Source organism: Amycolatopsis sp. NPDC031561 (assembly GCF_055580625.1).
The window spans coordinates 24746-43259 of sequence record NZ_JBVILA010000018.1; the positions used below are offsets into that span (position 1 = coordinate 24746).

Sequence of the window (18514 nt, forward strand, 5' to 3'; positions counted from 1 at the left end):
GGGAATCGTTGTCCGGCAAGGCAGTCCTGTTGTCGGTGAACGCGGGGCTCAGCCGAACATGCCGGGCTGGTAGTCGCCGGCCGGGGTCCCGGCGATGACGTTGAGCCGGTTGTACGCGTTGATCGTGGCGACCAGGGAGATCAAGGCGCCGATCTGCTCGTCGTCGTAGTGCTTGCGCACCTGCGCCCAGGTCTCGTCGCTGACGCCGTGGTGCGCGTCGGAGATGCGGGTGCCCTCCTCGGTGAGCGCGAGTGCCGCGCGCTCCGCCTCGGTGAACACGTTCGCTTCCCGCCAGGCGGCGACCAGGTTGAGCCGCACCGAAGTCTCGCCGGCGTGCGCGGCGTCCTTGCTGTGCATGTCGGTGCAGAAGCCGCAGCCGTTGATCTGGCTGGCGCGCAGCTTCACCAGTTCCTGGGTCGCGTGCGGCAGCGAGGACTCCTCGATCGGGCGGCTCGCGGCGCCGAGACGCTTGACGAACTTGAGGGCGACCTCGTTCTCGAACAGGTTGATGCGCGGTTCCATGATCTTTCCTCTCCGTCGGTTTCTGCACACATGACGATCCGGCCGGAGAGGTTGTGACAGCTTTCGGCGTGACGCCGGTCACCCGTGCAGGACGTCCGCGAGGAGCTCCGCGCCGTCGACGACGCGAGGGCCCGGCCGGTTGAAGTAGGCCGGGCCGTCGAGGATGTGCACGGCGGGGATGTCGCTCCAGCCGGGAAGGCCGGTCAGCAGGGGGAGCTCCGCCTCGGTCCGTTCCGGTGGGAAGCCGCAGAAGATGAGCAGCAGGATGTCGGGCCGTGCTTCGACGACGGCGTCCCACGGGATCGGCCGGGTGTGTTCGCCCGCGGCGGCGAGCAGCGGGGTTCCGCCCGCCGCTTCGATCTGTTCGGGGACCCAGTGCCCGGCGGGCCAGAGTGGGTCGAGCCATTCGAGGGCCGCCACGCGCGGGCGAGGCCGCCCCGCGACCCGGGCACGGACGGCAGCTAGCCGTTCCTTAAGGCGGCGGGTCTCGGTGGCCGCCCGTTCGGGGACGCCCAGCACCTCGCCGAGTGTGGTCAAGCAGGTGAAGATGCCTTCCAGTGTTCGCGGTTCGAGGCTGACGACCCGGGTGTCGCCCTCCATGGCGCGCACGGTTTCGGAGACCTGCCGGTAGGAGATCGCGCAGACGTCGCAGAGGTCCTGGGTCAGCACGACGTCGGGTTCGGCGGCCGCCAGCAGTTCGGAGTCGAGGGAGTACAGGCCCGAGCCACGATGCTCGCCGCCGACGGCCGCCGAGATCTCCCGGCTCGACAGCACGTCGTGGTCGATCGCGCTGCTCGTGACCACCGGGACGTCGTCGAGCGCGCCGGGCGGCCAGTCGCATTCGTGGGTCCGGCCGGTCAGTGACGGCAGCAGTCCGAGGGTCGCGACGAAGTCCGTCGCGGCGGGGAGCAACGAGACGATCCGCATCCGTCCACGGTAGGTGACCAGCGCATCCTGCACATCTGAGCGGGTCAAATGCGTGAAACTGCACTCTTGGAGCATTGACGTTGCACAAAACTGCACCTAACGTGACAGCTATTGCGCACAACTGGCACGGATGGGGAGTTCATGAGCGGGACCTTCATGGCGGCGGAGATCGCGAGCCAGCCCGGCTGCTGGCGGGACGCGGCGGCGCTGGCCTCGGCGAACAGTGATCTGCTGCCGCCGCCCGGCGCGCGGGTCGCGATCGTCGGCTGCGGTACGTCGTGGTTCATCGGCCAGGCGTACGCCGTCCTCCGCGAGTCCGCCGGGCTCGGCGAAACCGACGCCTTCGCCGCGTCGGAGTTCCCGGTGGGCCGCGGCTACGACCACGTCGTGGCGCTGACCCGGTCGGGTACGACCACCGAGGTCCACGCCCTGCTGGCGAAGCTGCGGGGCAAGACGCCGACCATCGCGATCACCGGGGTGCCCGGCGAGATCGAGAACGCCGCCGACACCATCGTCGACCTGTCCGTCGTGGACGAACGCTCGGTCGTGCAGACCCGTTTCGCCACCACGGCCTTGGCGATGCTGCGGGCGCACCTCGGCGAGGACTTGAACGCGGCCGCGGACCAGGCCGAACGCGTCCTGGCCGAACCGCTGCCCGACGAACTGGTCACCGCGGAGCAGTTCAGCTTCCTCGGCACCGGCTGGTCGGTGGGCATCGCGAACGAGGCCGCGCTCAAGTTCCGCGAGGCATGTCTGCTGTGGACGGAGTCGTACCCGGCGTGGGACTACCGGCACGGGCCGATCAGCATCAGCGAACCCGGCCGCGTGACCTGGATGTTCGGGCAGGCGCCGGACGGCCTCGCCGACGACGTCGCCCGCGCGGGCGGCCTGTTCGTCGAGAGCGGCCTGGACCCGCTCGCCGACCTGGTCCGCGCGCAGCGGGTGGCCGGAGCCATCGCCGCCCGCAAGGGGCTCGACCCGGACAACCCCCGCAGTCTCACCCGTTCCGTCGTCCTGACCTGAGGCCACCGTGATCGTCACCGTCACGCCGAACACCGCGCTGGACGTCACGTACACAGTGGACGGTCTGCGGCCCGGTGAGGTGCACCGGGTGCGCGACGTGCGGTACCGGGCGGGCGGCAAGGGCGTCAACGTCGCCAGGGTGCTGCACGCGCTCGGCGTCGACGTCCGCGCGGTCTTGACCGCCGGTGGTGCGACGGGATCCGCCGTCGTGGCGGACCTCGCGGCGGTGGGGGTCGCCGCGGAGGCCGTCCCGATCGGCGGGGAAACCCGGCGCACCACCACGGTCCTGGCCGGCGACGGATCGGTCACACTGCTGAACGAACCCGGCCCCAGGCTCACCGAAGACGAATGGCAAGCGTTTGCGGCGGCCGCCCGAAACCGGAAACCGGACGTGCTCGTCTGCTCGGGCAGCCTCCCACCGGGAGCCGGGGGATACGCCGGGCTGCTCGGCGCTTCACCGTCCATCTTGGACACTTCCGGTCAAGCCCTGCTCGACGGCCTGGCCGGGCGGCCGTCCGTGGTCAAACCGAACGCCGACGAACTGCGCGAGGTCACCGGCCTGCGCGATCCGGTGGCCGCCGCGGCCGAACTCCGCAAGGCCGGGGCGGGCGCAGTTGTCGTCTCCCTCGGCCCCGAGGGGCTGCTGGCGGTGACCGGATCCGGCACCTGGCACGCGGCACCGTCCACGGTGCTGCGGGGCAACACCACCGGCGCGGGCGACGCCGTCGTCGCGGCGTTGGCACTGGGCCTGAGCCGGCGCGAACCGTGGCCGGACATCCTGCGCCGGGCCGTCGCCCTGTCCGGCGCGGCCGTGCTCGGCCCGCTCGCCGGGGACGTCGACCTCGCGCACTACCAAGCCGAACAGGGGCTGGTCGCCGTGCGCGCCCGCCCGGATTAGGAGAAGTCATGCCTCTGGTGGGAACCGGGGAGATCGTCGGTGCCGTCGCGGCGGCCCGGCACGGCTGCGGCGCGTTCAACGCGATCCAGCTCGAACACATCACCGCGATCATCGACGGCGCCGCCGCGGCGGAGGCACCGGTGATCGTGCAGCTGAGCCAGAACGCCGTGAAGTACCACGGCTCACTGGCGCCGGTCGGCACGGCGGCGCTCGCCGCGGCCAGGGGCGCCGTCATCCCGGTCGCGGTGCATCTCGACCACGCCGAATCCGCCGACCTCGTCCGCGAGGCCGTCGCGCTCGGCTTCGGGTCCGTCATGTTCGACGCGTCCAAATTGGACTATGCCGACAACGTCCGGGCGACGCGTGAAGTCGCCGCGTACTGCCATGACCACGGAGTGTGGGTCGAGGCCGAACTCGGTGAGGTCGGGGGAAAGGACGGTGTCCACGCGCCCGGCGCGCGCACCGATCCGGACGAGGCGGCGGAGTTCGTCGCCTCCACCGGCGTCGACGCGCTGGCGGTGGCCGTCGGCAGTTCGCACGCCATGCTCACCCGTGACGCCGCACTGGACTTCGAGCTGATCGCACGGCTCCGGGAACGGGTGCCGGTGCCGCTGGTGCTGCACGGCTCGTCGGGTGTGCCCGACGACGGGCTGGCCGAAGCGGTGCGGGCCGGGATGACGAAGATCAATATCGCCACCCAGCTCAACAAGGTGTTCACCGCGGCCGTCGCGGACGACTGGCGCGCGCATCCCGAGCGCGTCGACCCGCGGAAGTACCTCGGCGCCGGGCGTGCCGCGGTCGCCGTCGAGGTGCGGCGGCTCTTGGGAGTGCTCAAGCTTGATCATGTTGAACCGGTCAAGGTGACGATTGAGCAGAGTTTGCGCGATTGAGTGTTGACATGTGCGTGAAACCTCACAAAACTGCGCAAGAACAAGCAGAACTTGTGTGATCTTCGATCCAGGTGGTGGCGGATGCGGGTAGGCAGGCTCACGGCATTGACGGCAGGGGCGGCGCTCCTGCTCGCGGGATGCGGCGGCGGGGACACGGCCGGTGGCACCGGCGAGAACGCGCTTCCGGGCGTCGATCAGTTCCTCAACGCGCCTTGTCCGGAAGCGGCGGTGAAACCCGCGACGGACAAGGAGTTCACGTACTGGTCCATGTGGACGGCCGACGAGCCGCAGGGCAAGGTCCTGCAGAAGGCCTTCAAGTGCTTCACGGAGAAGACCGGCGTCAAGGTCGACGTGCAGTGGCTGGGCCGCAAGGCCTACACGCAGAACCTGGTGCCCGCGCTGAACACCGACGCCGTGCCGGATCTGTTCGACCAGGACGTCAGCAAGGTCGGCGCGGCGATCATGACGCCCGGTGGCACGCAGAGCGTCGACGACGTCTTCGCGATGAAGGTCGGTGAGGGCGACAAGACCGTCAAGGACGTGCTTTCGCCCAGCTCGTACGACTTCCCGCAGAACAAGGACCGCGAGGGCCACAACTTCATGGTCCCGTACACGATCCAGTCGAGCGCCTGGTGGTTCAACAAGGACACCGCGGGCGACATCCAGCAGCCGAAGACGATGGACGAGCTGATCGGCCTGTTCGACAAGGCGAAGACCGACGGCAAGGCCGCCATCAGCCTCGACGGCGACATCCCGTTCTACAACATGTACTACTACACCCAGCTCGCCGAGCGGTACGTCGGCGCGGGCGGGCTCTACAAGGCGGCGACCGACAAGACCGGCCAGGCGTGGAAGACCGAGCCCGGTTTCCTCAAGGCCGCCGTCGAAACCGCGAAGCTGCCCAAGCACTTCATCGACGGGTGGGACGCGGCGAAGTTCCCGCAGGTGCAGCAGCGCTGGGCCGACGGCGACTCCCGCTTCCTCTACGTCGGCAGCTGGGCGCCGAGCGAGACCCGCGAGTACCTCGACAAGCAGGGCTCCGGGACGAAGATCAACTATGGCTCGTTCCAGTTCCCGATGCCCGCGGGCGCCACGCACGACACCGTCGAGCAGATGTCGATCGGTTTCTCGGTGACCAAGAAGGCCAAGCACGCCGAGGGTGCCAAGGCGTTCATCGCCTACTTCCTCAACAAGGACCTGCTTTCCGGGATCCCGGCGGTGGCCGACAACCTCGTGCCGCGCGCCGACCTCGCCGTGCCGGACGACCTCAAGCAGGTCAAGGCCGCGCTGGACGACCCGAAGAAGGAACACGTCCTGCAGTACGACGGCATCGACGGGATCGCCGGCGGCAAATGGCAGACCGACGTCTTCGACCCGGCCGACATCGCCCTGCTGAAGGGGCAGATCACCCCGGAGCAGTTCGTGGACCAGCTCGCCACCAAGGGCGCCGAATTCTGGAAGAACCAGGGCTGATGGCCACGGTCACGACCAAGGCGGCGCGGCCTTTGAAGGCCGGGGCCCACTTGCATCGCAAGAAACGGCTGTTCTGGCCGTTCGCGGCCCCGGCGCTGGCGCTGTACCTGGCCTTCCTGGTGCTGCCGACGATCGCGACCGTGGTGCTGAGCTTCACCAGCTGGGCCGGTGCGGGGGACACGCCGAAACCCAACGGCGTCACCAACTACACGCAGATGGTGTCGAGCGACTCGTTCCAGTACGCCTTCGGCAACACGCTGATCTACGTGTTCCTCGGCGGGATCGGCACGTTCGCGCTGGCGTTCCTGTTCACCATGGTGCTGCGGGACATGAAGGGCGGGAAGACCGTCCGCGCCATCCTGTTCTTCCCCAACATCGTGGCGCCGGTGGCGCTCGGGATGTTCCTCGGCTTCGTGTTCAAGTACCAGCCGGGGAAACAGGGGCTCGCGAACTACGTGATGGAGGGCCTCGGCGCCGACGCGGCGAAGTTCCTCGCACCGTCCAATGTGACCGGTGTGGTGACGGCGTCGCTGATCTGGGCCAGTTCGGGCTTCTACATCACCATCCTGATGGCCGCGGTCGACCGCATCCCTCCGTATCTCTACGAGGACGCCGAACTGGGCGGCGCGTCACCGTGGCAGAAGTTCCGCAACATCACGCTGCCGATGACCTGGGACGTCGTCGGCGTCGCCGGGGTGCTGTGGACGATCAACGCGCTCAAGATCTTCGAGCTGGTGTTCGTGCTGGCCGGGCCGGGCACCTACGCCCCGCCCAACGAGGCGTGGACGCTGGGGATCTATGTGTTCGACCGGACCTTCGGCTCGAACGGCACCCCGGACTTCGGTGCCGCCTGTGCCTGCGCGGTGGCGATGATCGCGCTGGTGTCCGTGCTCGTCGTCCTGCTCCGTCGTTTGATGCGCCGTGACGCGATCCAGTTCTGAGGGAGACGAAATGTCCGTCACCGACGTCGAGGCGCCCGCGCGCCCGCCGGCGAAACCGGTGCGCAAACCACCGCGCAAACCTCGTCCGGCACCCGGCTCGAAACGGTTCAGCCCGTTGCGTGTCCTGGGTTCCACGATCGTCTGGCTGTTCACCGCCGGCAACATCCTGGTGCTGTACTGGCTGCTCACCGCGTCGTTCAAGACACCGGTGGAGATCTTCACCAAGCCGTTCGCCCTGCCGTACCAGTGGTTCAAGAACGGCAAGCCGTTCCGGAACTTCGTCTACGCCTGGAACAACGCCGGTTTCGGTGACGCGGTGCTGACCACCGTGGTCCTGGTCGGGCTCGCGACGGTCGTGACGGTCGCCGTTTCGGCACCCTGCGCGTACGCCCTGACCAGGCTCGGCGTCCGCGGCTCCGGTCCGATGACGAACGCCGTCGCGATCGGCATGGGCGTGCCGTTCCAGACCGTGATCATCCCGCTGTTCGTGGTGCTGAGCAAGATCCACCTGGACAACGAGTACGGCCTGTTCGTGCTGTACGTGGCACTGTCCATCCCGTTCACCGTGTTCCTGATGACCGGCTTCTTCCGGTCGCTGCCGGACGAACTGGAGGAGGCCGCCGCGCTCGACGGCGCTTCGCCGACGCGCACGTTCTTCTCGGTCATGCTGCCGCTGACGCGCGGCGGCATGATCACCGCGCTGACGCTGAACGCCATCGGCCTGTGGAACGAGACGCTCCTGGCGATCGTGTTCCTCAAGGACCAGGCGCATTTCACGCTCTCCCGCGCGCTCTTCACCTTCTACGGGGCCGCGAGCTACCAGTCGGAGTACGGCGGCCTGATCGCCGGTGTGGCGATCGTCGTGCTCCCGATGCTGGTGCTCTACCTCGTGCTCGCCCGCCGGATCATCACCGGCCTGACCCTCGGCGCCGGAAAGTAGGACCTGATGGCCACCGTGACCTTTTCCGACACCACCCGGTTCTACGCCGGGGTCGAACGCCCGGCCGTCGACGGCCTCGACCTCGAGGTCGCCGACGGCGAGTTCCTCGTCCTGGTCGGCCCGTCCGGCTGCGGGAAGTCGACCACGCTGCGGATGCTCGCCGGGCTGGAGGGCGTCGACGACGGCTCCATCCACATCGGCGACCGCGACGTCACCGAACTGCCACCGAAGGACCGGGACATCGCGATGGTGTTCCAGAACTACGCGCTCTACCCGCACATGACGGTGGGGGAGAACATCGGCTTCCACCTGAAGCTGGCCAAGATGCCCAAGGCCGAACGCGAACGCAAGGTGCGCGAGGCCGCGGCCGTGCTCGACCTGACCGAGTACCTGGACCGCAAACCCGCGAAACTGTCCGGCGGGCAGCGGCAGCGCGTCGCGATGGGCCGGGCGATCGTGCGCGAGCCCAGTGTGTTCCTGATGGACGAGCCACTGTCCAATCTGGACGCCAAACTCCGGGTGCAGACGCGGACCCAGATCGCGTCCCTGCAGCGGCGGCTGGGCATCACGACGCTCTACGTCACGCACGACCAGGTCGAAGCGATGACCATGGGCGACCGGGTGGCCGTGCTGAAGGACGGGATCCTGCAGCAGTGCGACACTCCCGTCGGGCTGTTCGCCAAGCCGGTCAACGTGTTCGTCGCCGGGTTCATCGGCTCGCCCGCGATGAACCTGCTGGAGACCACTGTGGACACCGATGGTGCCGTCGTCGGCGGGACGCGGCTGCCGCTGACCCCGGCACAGCGGTCGGCGCTGACCGGTCCCGGCATCGTCGTCGGCGTCCGGCCCGAGGGCTGGACGATCGGCGACGGCGGTTTCGAGGCCGTCGTCGAGGTCGTCGAAGAACTGGGCAGCGACCAGTATCTCTACTGCCGGGACGGCGACCGCGTGCTGACGGTCCGCACCCCGGGCATGGCGCCGTGGCAGCGTGGCGAGCCGATCTCGCTGGCCCCGCAGCCGGGCTCGGTGCACCTTTTCGACGCCGCCACCGGTGACCGGCTCCCGGACGCATGACCCGCCTGTACCGCACCGGGCTGGTGCTTCCGGCGGCCGAACTGGGACCGGAGAACCCGTTGCCGCCGCTCCGGAAGCCGGAGGCGGTGGCCAAGGTGTCCAATGTGGACGAACTGCCGCCGGATCTCGCGGAGGGCGTCGGATACGGCCGCCTGGACACCACGTTGCCGTGTCTGCTGCAGGACGGCTACACCCGCGACCGCGTCGAACGCGAGCTCCCGGCGTTGGTGCTGGAGAACGACAAACTCCGGGCGACCGTGCTGCCTTCGCTGGGCGGACGGCTGTACTCGCTGGTCCACAAGCCTTCCGGGCGTGAGCTGCTCTATCGCAACCCGGTGCTCCAGCCCGCGAACCTCGCCCTGCGGGACGCGTGGTTCGCGGGCGGTGTCGAGTGGAACCTCGGGAGCACCGGCCATACGACGCTGACCTGCGAGCCGATGTTCGCCGCGGAGATCGAGGGCCCGGACGGCACGCCGGTGCTGCGGCTGTGGGAATGGGAACGGACTCGCGACCTGCCGTATCAGGTCGACTTCTGGCTGCCCGAAGACTCGGACCAGCTGCTCGTGGCGGTGCGGGTGCGGAATCCGCATCCCTACGACGTCCCGGTGTACTGGTGGTCGAACATCGCGGTGCCGCAGAACGAGGGCACCCGCGTACTGGCTCCCGCGACGCAGGCCTGGCACTACGGCTATTCGGGACGGCTCGACCTGGTCGACGTTCCCGGCGAGCTGACCTACCCGGCCCGCGCCGAGGCCGCGGCGGACTACTTCTTCGAGGTGAACGGAAGACCGTGGGTCGCGGCCGTCGAGGAGGACGGGACGGGGCTGGCGCAGCTGTCCACCGACCGTCTGCGCGGACGGAAGCTCTTCCTGTGGGGCGAGTCCGCCGGCGGACGCCGCTGGCAGGAATGGCTGGCGCCCGGCGCGGGCGGCTACCTGGAGATCCAGGCGGGCCTGGCCCGGACCCAGCTGGAGCACCTGCGGTTGCCGCCGGGCGAGAGCTGGGACTGGCTGGAGGCATACGGTCCGGTCACCGCGGATCCGGCCGCGGTGCACGGCGAAGACTGGACGACGGCTCGTGAGGCCGTCGCCGCCGGTCTGCCTTCGGCGGAGGTTCTGGACGAATACCACGACGCCTGGCGGAAGATCGCCGACGTCACCCCGGAATCCTTCCTGGCCACCGGCTCCGGCTGGGGCGCGCTGGAGAACCGGCGGGCGCCGATGTGCCTGCCCGGCACACCGTTCCCGGACGACTCCCTCGGGCCGGATCAGGAGCCGTGGCTCGCCTTGCTCGACGGAACGCCGCCGGACGGGGACCCACTCGCCGTCCCGCCGCCGACGCTGGTGAACCGGTACTGGGCGGATCTCATGGAGTACGCCCCGAAGAACTGGCTGACCTGGTATCACCGCGGCGTCGCGCACTGGGCGGCCGGACGGCAGTCCGACGCGGTCGGTGCCTGGCGCGAGTCCGTTTCGGCGAACGAGAACCCTTGGGCGCTGCGGAATCTCGCGGTCGCCACGGCCGGGCACGAAGCCGCCTGGCTGTACCGGCGGGCGGTCGCCCTCGCGCCGTCGCTGCGGCCTCTGGTCGTGGAGGCGATCGCGGCGCAACTCGCGGCGGGACTTCCGGACGAAGCGGGCGCGCTGCTCGACGGGCTGCCGCAGGAGGGGCGGATCGCCTTGCTGGCCGCCCGCACCCACCTCGCGCGAGGAGATCTCGCCGCGGCGAAGGCCGTGTACGACACGGGTTTCGAGGTCGCGAACCTCAGGGAAGGGGAAACGTCTCTTTCGGACACCTGGGCGGCGGTTTCCGACGAACCGCTGCCGGAACACCATGACTTCCGGATGAAGTGAACGGCCGGGCCACTCGACCGGCGTGCCGCTCGCGGCGGACAACCGCGATGCAGCATACTGCTCGAAACAGTGGCCAACAGCGCAACGTCATGCGCGATAGGCCGCAGCGAGCTAGGAGTGGCGCGGATGGCCCGGCACGAACGGCTGAGCACCCTGCTGGACCTGCTGGGGCAGCGGGAAAAGATCGACGTCGAAGACGTGGCCGAGGAGTTGAACGTCTCCGCGGCCACCATCCGGCGCGACCTCGACCACCTGGCGGAACAGCAGTTGCTCACCCGCACCCGTGGTGGCGCGGTGGCCAACGATCTCGCCTACGACCTGCCGTTGCGTTACAAGACCGCGCGGCACGTGCCCGAGAAACAGCGGATCAGCGTCGCCGCGGCGGCGCTCGTGGCGCAGGGCATGGTGGTCGGCCTCAACGGCGGGACCACCACGGCCGGGGTCGCGCGTTCACTGGCGACGCGGTCGGATCTGGCGGGCCTGCGGGATTCGCCGGGGCTGACGGTGGTCACCAACGCGCTGAACATCGCGCACGAACTGGCCGTGCGGCCGCATGTGAAGATCGTGGTGACCGGCGGAGTCGCGCGCCCGCAGTCGTTCGAACTCAGCGGTCCGCTGGCCACGCGAGTGCTCAGCGAGTTGACGATCGACCTGCTGTTCCTCGGTGTCGACGCGTTCGACGCCGAGGCCGGCGCCTTCGCACACCACGAGGGCGAGGCGAGTATCAACCGGCTGATGGTCGAGCGGTCGGAACGCGTCGTCGCGGTCGCCGACGGGTCGAAACTGGGCCGCCGCGCGTTCGCGCGGATCTGCTCGACGCCGCAGGTGCACGCCCTGGTCACCGATTCCAACGCCGACCCGAAGGTGCTGCGTGCCTTCGAGGCCGCGGGGGTCGAGGTCCAGGCCGTCTGACCCGGCCGCTCCCGAGTGTCATGAAAGGGGCTTTCAGGACGAATTCTGTCCTGAAAGCCCCTTTCATGACGTCCGGGGCAGGAAGACTCCTTGCCGCATAAGGATCTTCGAACGACCCGACGAAAGTCGGCAGCACCGCTTCGGCGGATGACTTTGCGCGAACCGTGCGCTATACAGAGACCATATTGCGTATTCATGCGCGAAAGGTGTCTTGAATGAGCAGAGTTGCGCAATCCCTGAGTTGTTTGGCCGCAGTGGCCCTCCTCGGACTCTCCCCGGTCCTCGCCCACGCCGATCCGGCCGCGGCGGCGTCCGGCAAGCTGGGCGATCTGACCGGGATCTCCGCCGAAGGCCCCACGGTCACCCTGAAATCGGGAAGCGCCGCCGTGCGCGTCAGCTTCCCGGCCGAAGGCGCCGTCCGCGTCTGGCTGGCGCCGGACGGCACGTTCACCGATCCGGCCGGGAGCAAGATCGTGCTGCCGCGCACGGGCGACCCGGTCACGCCGAAGAAGACCGACAAGGGGGACTACTGGGCGGTTTCCACGGGCAAGGCGACGCTGCGGGCGTACAAGCACCCGATGCGGCTCGCGTTGTACGACGGCGCGGACCGCAAGCGGCTCTGGGAGGAGTCGGCGCCGCTGTCCTGGACCGACAAGGCGACCACACAGACCCTGGCGCGGACGGCGGCCGAGCAGTTCGTCGGCGGTGGTGAGCAGAACGGCCGGTTCAGCCACCGCGACCAGACGATCCGGATCTTCGCCGACTACAACTGGGACGACGGCGGGGCACCGAACTCGCAGCCGTTCTACGCCTCCACGGCGGGATACGGCGTGCTGCGCAACACCTTCGCCCAAGGCACCTACGCCTTCACCGAGCCGGTGCGCACCACGCACGACGAGCGCCGCTTCGACGCGACCTACGTGGTCGGCGACGGGCTCAAGGACGTCATCACCGGCTACACCGATCTGGTCGGAAAGCCTTTCCTGCCACCGCTGTACGGGCTCGAGCACGGTGACGCCGACTGCTACCTGCACAACGCCAACCGCGGCGAACGGCACACGCTGGACGCGGTGAAGGTCGCGGAGGGGTACACCGAGCACGGGATGCCCAACGGCTGGATGCTCGTCAACGACGGCTACGGCTGCGGGTACGAGAACCTCCAGCAGACGGGCGAAGGCCTGCGCAAGAACGGGATGCAGCTCGGGCTGTGGACCGAGAACGGCGTGCCGAACCAGGTCGAAGAGGTCAAGGCCGGGGTCCGGGTCCGCAAACTCGACGTCGCGTGGGTCGGGCCTGGCTACCAGTTCGCACTGGACGCTTGCGACACCGCGCACAAGGGCATCGAGGACAACAGCGACGCGCGCGGGTTCGTCTGGACGCCGGTCAGCTGGGCGGGCGCGCAGCGTTGCGGCGTGCTGTGGAGCGGCGACCAGGCCGGCTCCTACGACTACATCAAATGGCAGATCCCGACCTACGCCGGCGCCACGACCTCCGGTATCGCCTATAACACCGGCGACATCGACGGCATCTTCGGCGGCAGCCCGCAGACCTATGTCCGTGACCTGCAGTGGAAGTCGTTCCTGCCGGTCTCGATGACGATGGACGGCTGGGCCGCGTCGGACAAGCAGCCGTGGCGGTACGGCGAACCGTTCACCTCGATCAACCGCAAGTACCTGCTGCTCAAGGAGCGGCTGCTGCCCTACACCTACAGCCATTCGGTGGAGGCGCACAAGACCGGCGTCGGCCAGGTCCGCCCGCTCGCGCTCGAATACCCGGACGACCCGAACGTCTGGAGCGAGAAGGCGAAGTACGAGTTCCTGTCCGGCAAGGACTTCCTGGTCGCGCCGGTGTACGAGAACTCCACCGTCCGCAACGGCATCTACCTGCCGAAGGGCACGTGGGTCGATTACTGGAGCGGCAAGACCTACACCGGACCGACCACTGTGGACGGTTACGACGCGCCGCTCGACACGCTTCCGCTGTTCGTCCGCGCCGGGGCCGTGGTCCCGATGTGGGCCGAGGGCACGAAGTCGTGGCAGACCCGGGACAAGGGCGTGCTCGATCTCGACGTCTACCCGCAGGGCAAGGGCTCGTTCACACTCACCGAAGACGACGGTGTGACCAGGGCGTACAAGAACGGCGACCAGGCCAAGCAGACCTTCACCGTGGACGCGCCGAAGTCGGGTCTGGGCACGGTGACGGTCGGGATCGGTGCCAGTTCCGGTTCCTACGCGGGGAAGCCCGCGGCGCGGAACTATCAGCTGACCGTCCACACGGGAAGCAAGCCCGCGACCGTACTGGCCGGGACCTCGATCCTGCGGCAGTACGGCAGCAAGGCCGAACTGGACGCGGCGCCGTCGGGCTGGTGGTTCGATCCGGCGACCGGCGGGGTCGCGCGGGTCAAGACCGGCAAGATCGGCGCCGGTGACCGCCAGGACGTCCGGCTGTTCGGCACGAGCGCGGTCGGCGGGATCTTCCCCGAAGACCGCAATGGATCGGTCGCGCTGTCCGTCCCGGCGGTCGCCGGTCCCGGGCAGACCGCGGAAGGCACGCTGAGCTTCACCAACGGTACGCCGCTGCCGGTGCGGGACGTCAGTTTCTCCCTGCCCGCCAACGGCTTTCGCGCCGAGATTCCCGCCGGTCCCCGGTTCGTGATGCCCGGCCAGACCGTGAAGGTCCCGGTGAAGGTGACGCCGGACGCGGGGATCAAGCCGGACGACTACCAGCTCACCGCCTCGGCGTCGTACAAGGCGCGGCTCGGGGAGAACCGGGTCACCGACTCGGTGACGGTCACCGTCCCGCACGGTTCGCTGGCCGCGGCCTACGGCAACGTCGGCGTCACCGACGCGGCCCACGTCGCGGCGGGGGACATCGACGGCGGCGGCAGCAGCTTCCGCGCCGAGGGCCTGGCCGAAGCGGGGCTCAAACCCGGCGCGGGCTTCACCGCTCTCGGTGCCCAGCTGACCTGGCCGAAAACCGGCGCGGGCGAGAAGGACAACGTCCTCGCGTCGGGCCAGACGGTGGCGGTGCGGGGGACGGGCTCCAAGCTGGTGCTGACGGGAACCGGTACGGGCACGGCCAAGGGCACGGTCGTCGTCCGCTACGCCGACGGGAGCACGAGCCAGGCCGAACTCGGGTTCCCCAACTGGTGCTGCGCCGATCCCGCCCAGTACGGCGCGACGACGGTGGCGACCGTGCTGGGCAAGAACACCCGCACCGGGGCGGCGTATCCGACCACGCCGTACCGGGTCTTCGCGAACTCCGTCCCGCTGACCGCGGGCAAGGAGGTCGTCGCGGTGACCTTGCCGTCGAACAGCGCGATGCACGTGTTCGCGGCGGGAATCGGCTAGCTCTCGTGAGTGGTAAGGACGGTTAGAACCGTCCTTACCACTCACGACCCCCGCATGGGCGGCCCGCGCTCAGGCCGCCACCGGTGTCCACAGCGCGTCGATGGCCCGTTCGGCTTCGGCCTGGCTGGCGTCGGCCAGCGGGATCAGGTCCGCCATCGCCGGGTTGACCTTCGCCAGGGTCAGTTCGGCGGTGACGAACCGCGGTTCGAGTCCGGTCAGGGACACACCGTGCGTGATCCAGCTCTGGGCGTGGTCCCAGCCTTCGCGCGGGGTGCCTTCGCCGTAGCCGCCACCGCGCGAGGCTAGGACGATGAAGTCCCGCCCGCCGAGCAGGCCCTCGTGGGTCTCGGCGTCGAACGAAAGCCCGGGCACGATCAGGTGGTCGACCCAGGACTTGACCGTGCTCGGCGCCCCGAAGTTGTAGAGCGGCAGGCCCAGCAGGATGGTGTCGGCGGCCTTGACCTCGTCGATCAGCGCCGAGATGAGCCGCCAGGCTTCGGCCTGCTCCGGGGTGTGCTGCTCCGGAGGCGCCGACCTGGCCGCGTTGCTCGCCGCGTCGAAATGGGGCAGCGGTTCGGCGCCCAGGTCGCGGTAGGTGACCGTGCCGTCGGGATGCGCCGCGCGCCAGGCCGCGGCCGCCCGCGCGGTGAGGCGGCGGCTGGCCGAGTGCTCGCCCGTGATGCTCGAGTCGATGTGCAGGAGATGCGTCATACTGATTATCTTGCACAGATAGTTTGTGTAACGCAAACCATTGATGCTGTGACGGCCATTATGTGGGAACGTACACTTGACGAGTGTCCGAACTCCCGGTCGTGAACCAGCCCCCGCATCGCTGCGGCGCGCTGCTCGACCACGTCACCCGCCGGATCCGGCTGCGCAGCGAGTCGGTCCTGGCCCCGCTCGGCCTGCGGCCGCGGCATCTCGTCGCGCTGACCGTGCTGCGCGATCTCGCGGGTTGCTCGCAGCAGGACCTCGCGAAGACGCTGGAGATGGACAGCACGAACGTCGTCGGGCTGCTCAACGACCTCGAGTCCGCGAACCTGATCGAACGACGGCGTTCACCGGAAGACCGGCGCCGTCATATCGTCGAACTCACCGACGTCGGCGCCAAACAGCTCGCCAAGGCGGAGTTCGCCCTCGCCGGAGTCGAGGACGACGTGCTCGGCGCGCTGGACGGTGATCAGCGCGAGGCGCTGTACAACTTGCTGTACCAGGCGACCAGCCGGACCGAGACCGGCGCCTGCGTCGAAGCCGCCCACATTGACGACTGCTGATCAGCGGTAGGCCGGCTGCTCCCGCGCGGGATCGGCGAGCACGACGTCCAATCGGGGATCGGTGACGAGCCGATCGAGGACGGCGTTCGTGGCCCCGATGCCCGCCCAATGCGGGTCGACGTCCTTGGTTACGCACCACGCGTGATCGGCGGGCCAGACGAAGGCGGGCCCCGGTGTCCCCCAGAAGCCCGCTTCTTCGAGTTCGCCGCGGAACAGGAAGTAGTTCCGGTGGGGGACAACGACCTTGGGTGCACCGGATAGGTCGCCGTAACCGTCCCAGACGCAGAAATAGCACTCGCCGGGTGTTCCGGTGCCCGCGGCGAGGATTTCGAAGAGGACACGCAAGTGGTCGTGCTCCGGAGCGCTGGGAGCGGCGTCGTTCTCGCTCTGGCCCTCGAACACCGGGTCGGGGATGAACCGCAGTCGCGCGTACCCGTCGAAGCCCGCGGGCCCGAAGGTCACCAGCCGCTGCCACGGCAGGTCGTTCGAGGCGAGCCAAGCGGCGGGAGACAGATCGGAGCACGGGATCGGGGCCACGCCTTCGGTTGTACCGCAGTGTCAAGAGGACGGCATCCCGAGTTCGAACAGGTCGTGGAGCTGTTTCGTGGCCTCGGCGCCGTACATGACGCTCCCGACCGGGACCTCGCTCCCCACCGTGTCGATCACCCGAGCCGTCCACACAGGACCGAAGGCGCCGCAAAGCTCGATCAGCTGAGCGCCTTCGGACACGAGCCGTTCGGCCGCGGCCACGACCTGGTCCACCCTGCCGAGGCCGACCAGGACCGTCAGGCAGTCTCCGGTGTCCACACGGGACACGTCACGTGCCGGGTCGCAGCCCTCGGCCAGATACACGAAACCCCACTGTCGCATCGCGGTTCTCCTTCGTCGTTCGCTGAACCACGAGGAAATCGCGGAGCCGGGACCTTGTCCACGAGGCGGATCCTCACGGTCGTTCGGAGACACCTCAGACGCGAGGTCGAGCGGACGCGGGCCGGAAACCGTTGTGGGCACGGTCATACCGCGAGACGTGACACCAGCTTCGCCAGCCGGTCCGCGGACTCGTGCGCCGGGTCCCACACCAGCGCGTGCCGGACGACGGGCGGCGTACGCAGCGGCAGCCAGTGCAGACCCTCGGCCGGATCTTCCCGCGGGCGCAACGCGACGACGTCGCCGCCGTGCCGCAAGTCCGCGACGAACAGCGACCGCCGGGGCGGGCCGGTCCGTACGTGAGCGGGCCGCCAGCCCGCCGCCGCGCAGTCCGCGAGCAGCGCGTCGTGGTAGCCCGGTGCCAGCGCCCGTTCGTACAGAAGGAGGTCCAGCCCGGCGGGGTCGTCCCAGCCCAAGTCGTCGAAACCTGCCAGCGGGTGGGTGTCGGCGACCAGCACGCCCAACGGTCTCTCGCTCACCTCGGCGACCCGGAGACCGTCCACCTCCTCCGGCAGGGCGATCAGACCGGCGTCGAGCGCGCCGCGGCGCAGGAGTTCGAGCTGGCGTGCGGCGGCGAGGTCCTCGACCTCCACAGCTTCCGCGTACAGGACGGGGAGTGCGGTCGGTGGCGCGCCGGGTGTCACGCCGATGCGGAGCGGACGGCCCACGGTGTCACGGACGGCCCGCACGCCGAGGTCGGCCTCTTCCAGCATCCGGCGGGCGTGGGGGAGCAGCGCCCGCGTGGCTTCGGTGGGCGTCATGCCCGACTGGGTCCGGACGAACAGGTTCGCGTCCAGTTCCCGTTCCAGCGCGATGATCTGCTGGCTGAGCGACGACGGCCGGATACCGAGGCGTTCCGCCGCGCGAGTGAGATGCTCCTCCTCGGCGACGACACACAAATACCGAAGACGTCGTAGCTCCACAGCCGCACAGTAGCCGTTCACCGGGCAGAATCGTCGATGTGCGCACTGGAATCACGGCGGCGGCGCTGTCCGTCCTCCTGCTGGCAGGCTGTTCGGGCGGCGAACCCGAGCAGCCGCCCGCCAAACCCGTCTACGACCTGCCCGCGCGGGAAGTCCGGCCGGACGAGACCGCGCTGCACCTGCCGCCGGCCCTCAACGGCGAGACCGAGTTCTCGCTGATCGGGCTGGCCGCCGGACTTCCCAGCCTCACCGGCAGTCATACCGAGTTCGAGGCGAAGGGCCAGTTCGTCCGGCTCCGGCTGGTGGTGACCGGAAAGGGCGTGTCCGGAATCCTCTTCGACACCCGGCGCCAGCAACTCGTCACCGATTCCGGCGCCGTGATCGCGGTCGACAACCAGGCCATGACGATCAAGCGGCAGCCCGACAAGGTCGAACTGGGACGCGGTGTGCGCGTCGAGTTCGACCTCTACTTCGACCTCCCCAAGGAGGCGAAACCCTTGGTACTGCGGGCTTTCGGTGGTCCGACGCTGACCGACATGAAGAACCTCACCGGCACCGACATCAAGCTGACGTGAAAGGGGCCCCGC

Annotated in this window: 18 protein-coding genes; 12 read left to right on the forward strand and 6 right to left on the reverse strand. The window is 69.1% G+C overall.

The window, feature by feature from the left end; genetic code table 11:
• Positions 1–48: 48 nt before the first annotated feature.
• Both ACZ5IK_RS29495 and ACZ5IK_RS29500 read right to left on the reverse strand, forming a co-directional pair.
• Positions 49–522, reverse strand: a complete 474-nt coding sequence (locus ACZ5IK_RS29495; protein ID WP_465490680.1) for a carboxymuconolactone decarboxylase family protein — start codon at positions 520–522, stop codon at positions 49–51.
• Between the two features lie 78 nt (positions 523–600).
• Positions 601–1449 carry a cobalamin-binding protein gene (locus ACZ5IK_RS29500; protein WP_465490681.1) on the reverse strand — a complete coding sequence of 283 codons (849 nt, stop codon included), beginning with the start codon at positions 1447–1449 and terminating at the stop codon, positions 601–603.
• A 141-nt stretch (positions 1450–1590) separates the two neighbouring features.
• Between ACZ5IK_RS29500 and ACZ5IK_RS29505 the strand changes: the two genes are divergently transcribed.
• The 10 genes from ACZ5IK_RS29505 to ACZ5IK_RS29550 all read left to right on the forward strand — a co-directional run bounded on the left by ACZ5IK_RS29505 (position 1591) and on the right by ACZ5IK_RS29550 (position 14803).
• Positions 1591–2472, forward strand: coding sequence for an SIS domain-containing protein (locus ACZ5IK_RS29505; RefSeq protein WP_465490682.1), 882 nt, complete (start codon positions 1591–1593; stop codon positions 2470–2472).
• A gap of 7 nt (positions 2473–2479) precedes the next feature.
• Complete coding sequence (locus ACZ5IK_RS29510) at positions 2480–3370, forward strand: 1-phosphofructokinase family hexose kinase (protein WP_465490683.1); 891 nt, start codon at positions 2480–2482, stop codon at positions 3368–3370.
• 8 nt (positions 3371–3378) lie between these two features.
• Entirely contained in the window at positions 3379–4260 is an 882-nt protein-coding gene (locus ACZ5IK_RS29515; RefSeq protein ID WP_465490684.1) for a class II fructose-bisphosphate aldolase, read from the forward strand.
• Positions 4261–4341: 81 nt separating this feature from the next.
• Complete coding sequence (locus ACZ5IK_RS29520; RefSeq protein ID WP_465490685.1) at positions 4342–5733, forward strand: ABC transporter substrate-binding protein; 1392 nt, start codon at positions 4342–4344, stop codon at positions 5731–5733.
• A complete protein-coding gene (locus ACZ5IK_RS29525) occupies positions 5733–6674 on the forward strand; it encodes a carbohydrate ABC transporter permease (RefSeq protein WP_465490686.1) in 942 nt (313 codons plus the stop codon). The genes ACZ5IK_RS29520 and ACZ5IK_RS29525 overlap by 1 nt, the downstream gene beginning before the upstream one ends.
• A 10-nt stretch (positions 6675–6684) precedes the next feature.
• Positions 6685–7614, forward strand: a complete 930-nt coding sequence (locus ACZ5IK_RS29530; RefSeq protein ID WP_465490687.1) for a carbohydrate ABC transporter permease — start codon at positions 6685–6687, stop codon at positions 7612–7614.
• 6 nt (positions 7615–7620) lie between these two features.
• A complete protein-coding gene (locus ACZ5IK_RS29535) occupies positions 7621–8688 on the forward strand; it encodes an ABC transporter ATP-binding protein (protein ID WP_465490688.1) in 1068 nt (355 codons plus the stop codon).
• A complete protein-coding gene (locus ACZ5IK_RS29540) occupies positions 8685–10541 on the forward strand; it encodes a DUF5107 domain-containing protein (RefSeq protein ID WP_465490689.1) in 1857 nt (618 codons plus the stop codon). The genes ACZ5IK_RS29535 and ACZ5IK_RS29540 overlap by 4 nt, the downstream gene beginning before the upstream one ends.
• 126 nt (positions 10542–10667) lie before the next feature.
• Positions 10668–11453 (forward strand): DeoR/GlpR family DNA-binding transcription regulator, encoded by a 786-nt coding sequence (locus ACZ5IK_RS29545; RefSeq protein WP_101608850.1) that lies wholly within the window; start codon positions 10668–10670, stop codon positions 11451–11453.
• Positions 11454–11668: 215 nt separating this feature from the next.
• The gene (locus tag ACZ5IK_RS29550; RefSeq protein ID WP_465490690.1) at positions 11669–14803 is read left to right on the forward strand and encodes a TIM-barrel domain-containing protein; all 3135 of its coding nucleotides are present in this window, start codon (positions 11669–11671) and stop codon (positions 14801–14803) included.
• Between the two features lie 69 nt (positions 14804–14872).
• On the opposite strand, the gene ACZ5IK_RS29555 is transcribed toward ACZ5IK_RS29550, so the two are convergent.
• Positions 14873–15514, reverse strand: coding sequence for an FMN-dependent NADH-azoreductase (locus ACZ5IK_RS29555; RefSeq protein WP_465490691.1), 642 nt, complete (start codon positions 15512–15514; stop codon positions 14873–14875).
• Positions 15515–15597: 83 nt separating this feature from the next.
• On the opposite strand from ACZ5IK_RS29555, the gene ACZ5IK_RS29560 reads away from it, so the two are divergent.
• Positions 15598–16077 (forward strand): MarR family winged helix-turn-helix transcriptional regulator, encoded by a 480-nt coding sequence (locus tag ACZ5IK_RS29560; RefSeq protein WP_465490692.1) that lies wholly within the window; start codon positions 15598–15600, stop codon positions 16075–16077.
• Here ACZ5IK_RS29560 and ACZ5IK_RS29565 read toward each other — a convergent pair whose 3' ends face one another.
• The 3 genes from ACZ5IK_RS29565 to ACZ5IK_RS29575 form a co-directional block, all read right to left on the reverse strand.
• Complete coding sequence (locus ACZ5IK_RS29565; protein ID WP_465490693.1) at positions 16078–16614, reverse strand: hypothetical protein; 537 nt, start codon at positions 16612–16614, stop codon at positions 16078–16080.
• Positions 16615–16635: 21 nt separating this feature from the next.
• Positions 16636–16947 (reverse strand): DUF6506 family protein, encoded by a 312-nt coding sequence (locus ACZ5IK_RS29570; RefSeq protein WP_465490694.1) that lies wholly within the window; start codon positions 16945–16947, stop codon positions 16636–16638.
• A 143-nt stretch (positions 16948–17090) separates the two neighbouring features.
• On the reverse strand, positions 17091–17927 hold the full coding sequence (locus tag ACZ5IK_RS29575; RefSeq protein ID WP_465490695.1) for a LysR family transcriptional regulator: 837 nt from the start codon (positions 17925–17927) through the stop codon (positions 17091–17093).
• A 38-nt stretch (positions 17928–17965) separates the two neighbouring features.
• On the opposite strand from ACZ5IK_RS29575, the gene ACZ5IK_RS29580 reads away from it, so the two are divergent.
• Positions 17966–18502: a hypothetical protein gene (locus ACZ5IK_RS29580; RefSeq protein WP_465490696.1), complete on the forward strand. Its 537-nt coding sequence runs from the start codon at positions 17966–17968 to the stop codon at positions 18500–18502.
• Positions 18503–18514 lie beyond the last annotated feature (12 nt).

Excerpts from the sequence above, each read along its gene's own strand:
- ACZ5IK_RS29515 (WP_465490684.1), top strand. The coding sequence starts at position 3,379 with ATGCCTCTGGTGGGAACCGGGGAGATCGTCGGTGCCGTCGCGGCGGCC.
- ACZ5IK_RS29540 (WP_465490689.1), top strand. The coding sequence starts at position 8,685 with ATGACCCGCCTGTACCGCACCGGGCTGGTGCTTCCGGCGGCCGAACTG.
- ACZ5IK_RS29500 (WP_465490681.1), bottom strand. The coding sequence starts at position 1,449 with ATGCGGATCGTCTCGTTGCTCCCCGCCGCGACGGACTTCGTCGCGACC.
- ACZ5IK_RS29505 (WP_465490682.1), top strand. The coding sequence starts at position 1,591 with ATGAGCGGGACCTTCATGGCGGCGGAGATCGCGAGCCAGCCCGGCTGC.
- ACZ5IK_RS29555 (WP_465490691.1), bottom strand. The coding sequence starts at position 15,514 with ATGACGCATCTCCTGCACATCGACTCGAGCATCACGGGCGAGCACTCG.
- ACZ5IK_RS29525 (WP_465490686.1), top strand. The coding sequence starts at position 5,733 with ATGGCCACGGTCACGACCAAGGCGGCGCGGCCTTTGAAGGCCGGGGCC.
- ACZ5IK_RS29530 (WP_465490687.1), top strand. The coding sequence starts at position 6,685 with ATGTCCGTCACCGACGTCGAGGCGCCCGCGCGCCCGCCGGCGAAACCG.
- ACZ5IK_RS29570 (WP_465490694.1), bottom strand. The coding sequence starts at position 16,947 with ATGCGACAGTGGGGTTTCGTGTATCTGGCCGAGGGCTGCGACCCGGCA.
- ACZ5IK_RS29545 (WP_101608850.1), top strand. The coding sequence starts at position 10,668 with ATGGCCCGGCACGAACGGCTGAGCACCCTGCTGGACCTGCTGGGGCAG.
- ACZ5IK_RS29520 (WP_465490685.1), top strand. The coding sequence starts at position 4,342 with ATGCGGGTAGGCAGGCTCACGGCATTGACGGCAGGGGCGGCGCTCCTG.
- ACZ5IK_RS29550 (WP_465490690.1), top strand. The coding sequence starts at position 11,669 with ATGAGCAGAGTTGCGCAATCCCTGAGTTGTTTGGCCGCAGTGGCCCTC.
- ACZ5IK_RS29535 (WP_465490688.1), top strand. The coding sequence starts at position 7,621 with ATGGCCACCGTGACCTTTTCCGACACCACCCGGTTCTACGCCGGGGTC.
- ACZ5IK_RS29495 (WP_465490680.1), bottom strand. The coding sequence starts at position 522 with ATGGAACCGCGCATCAACCTGTTCGAGAACGAGGTCGCCCTCAAGTTC.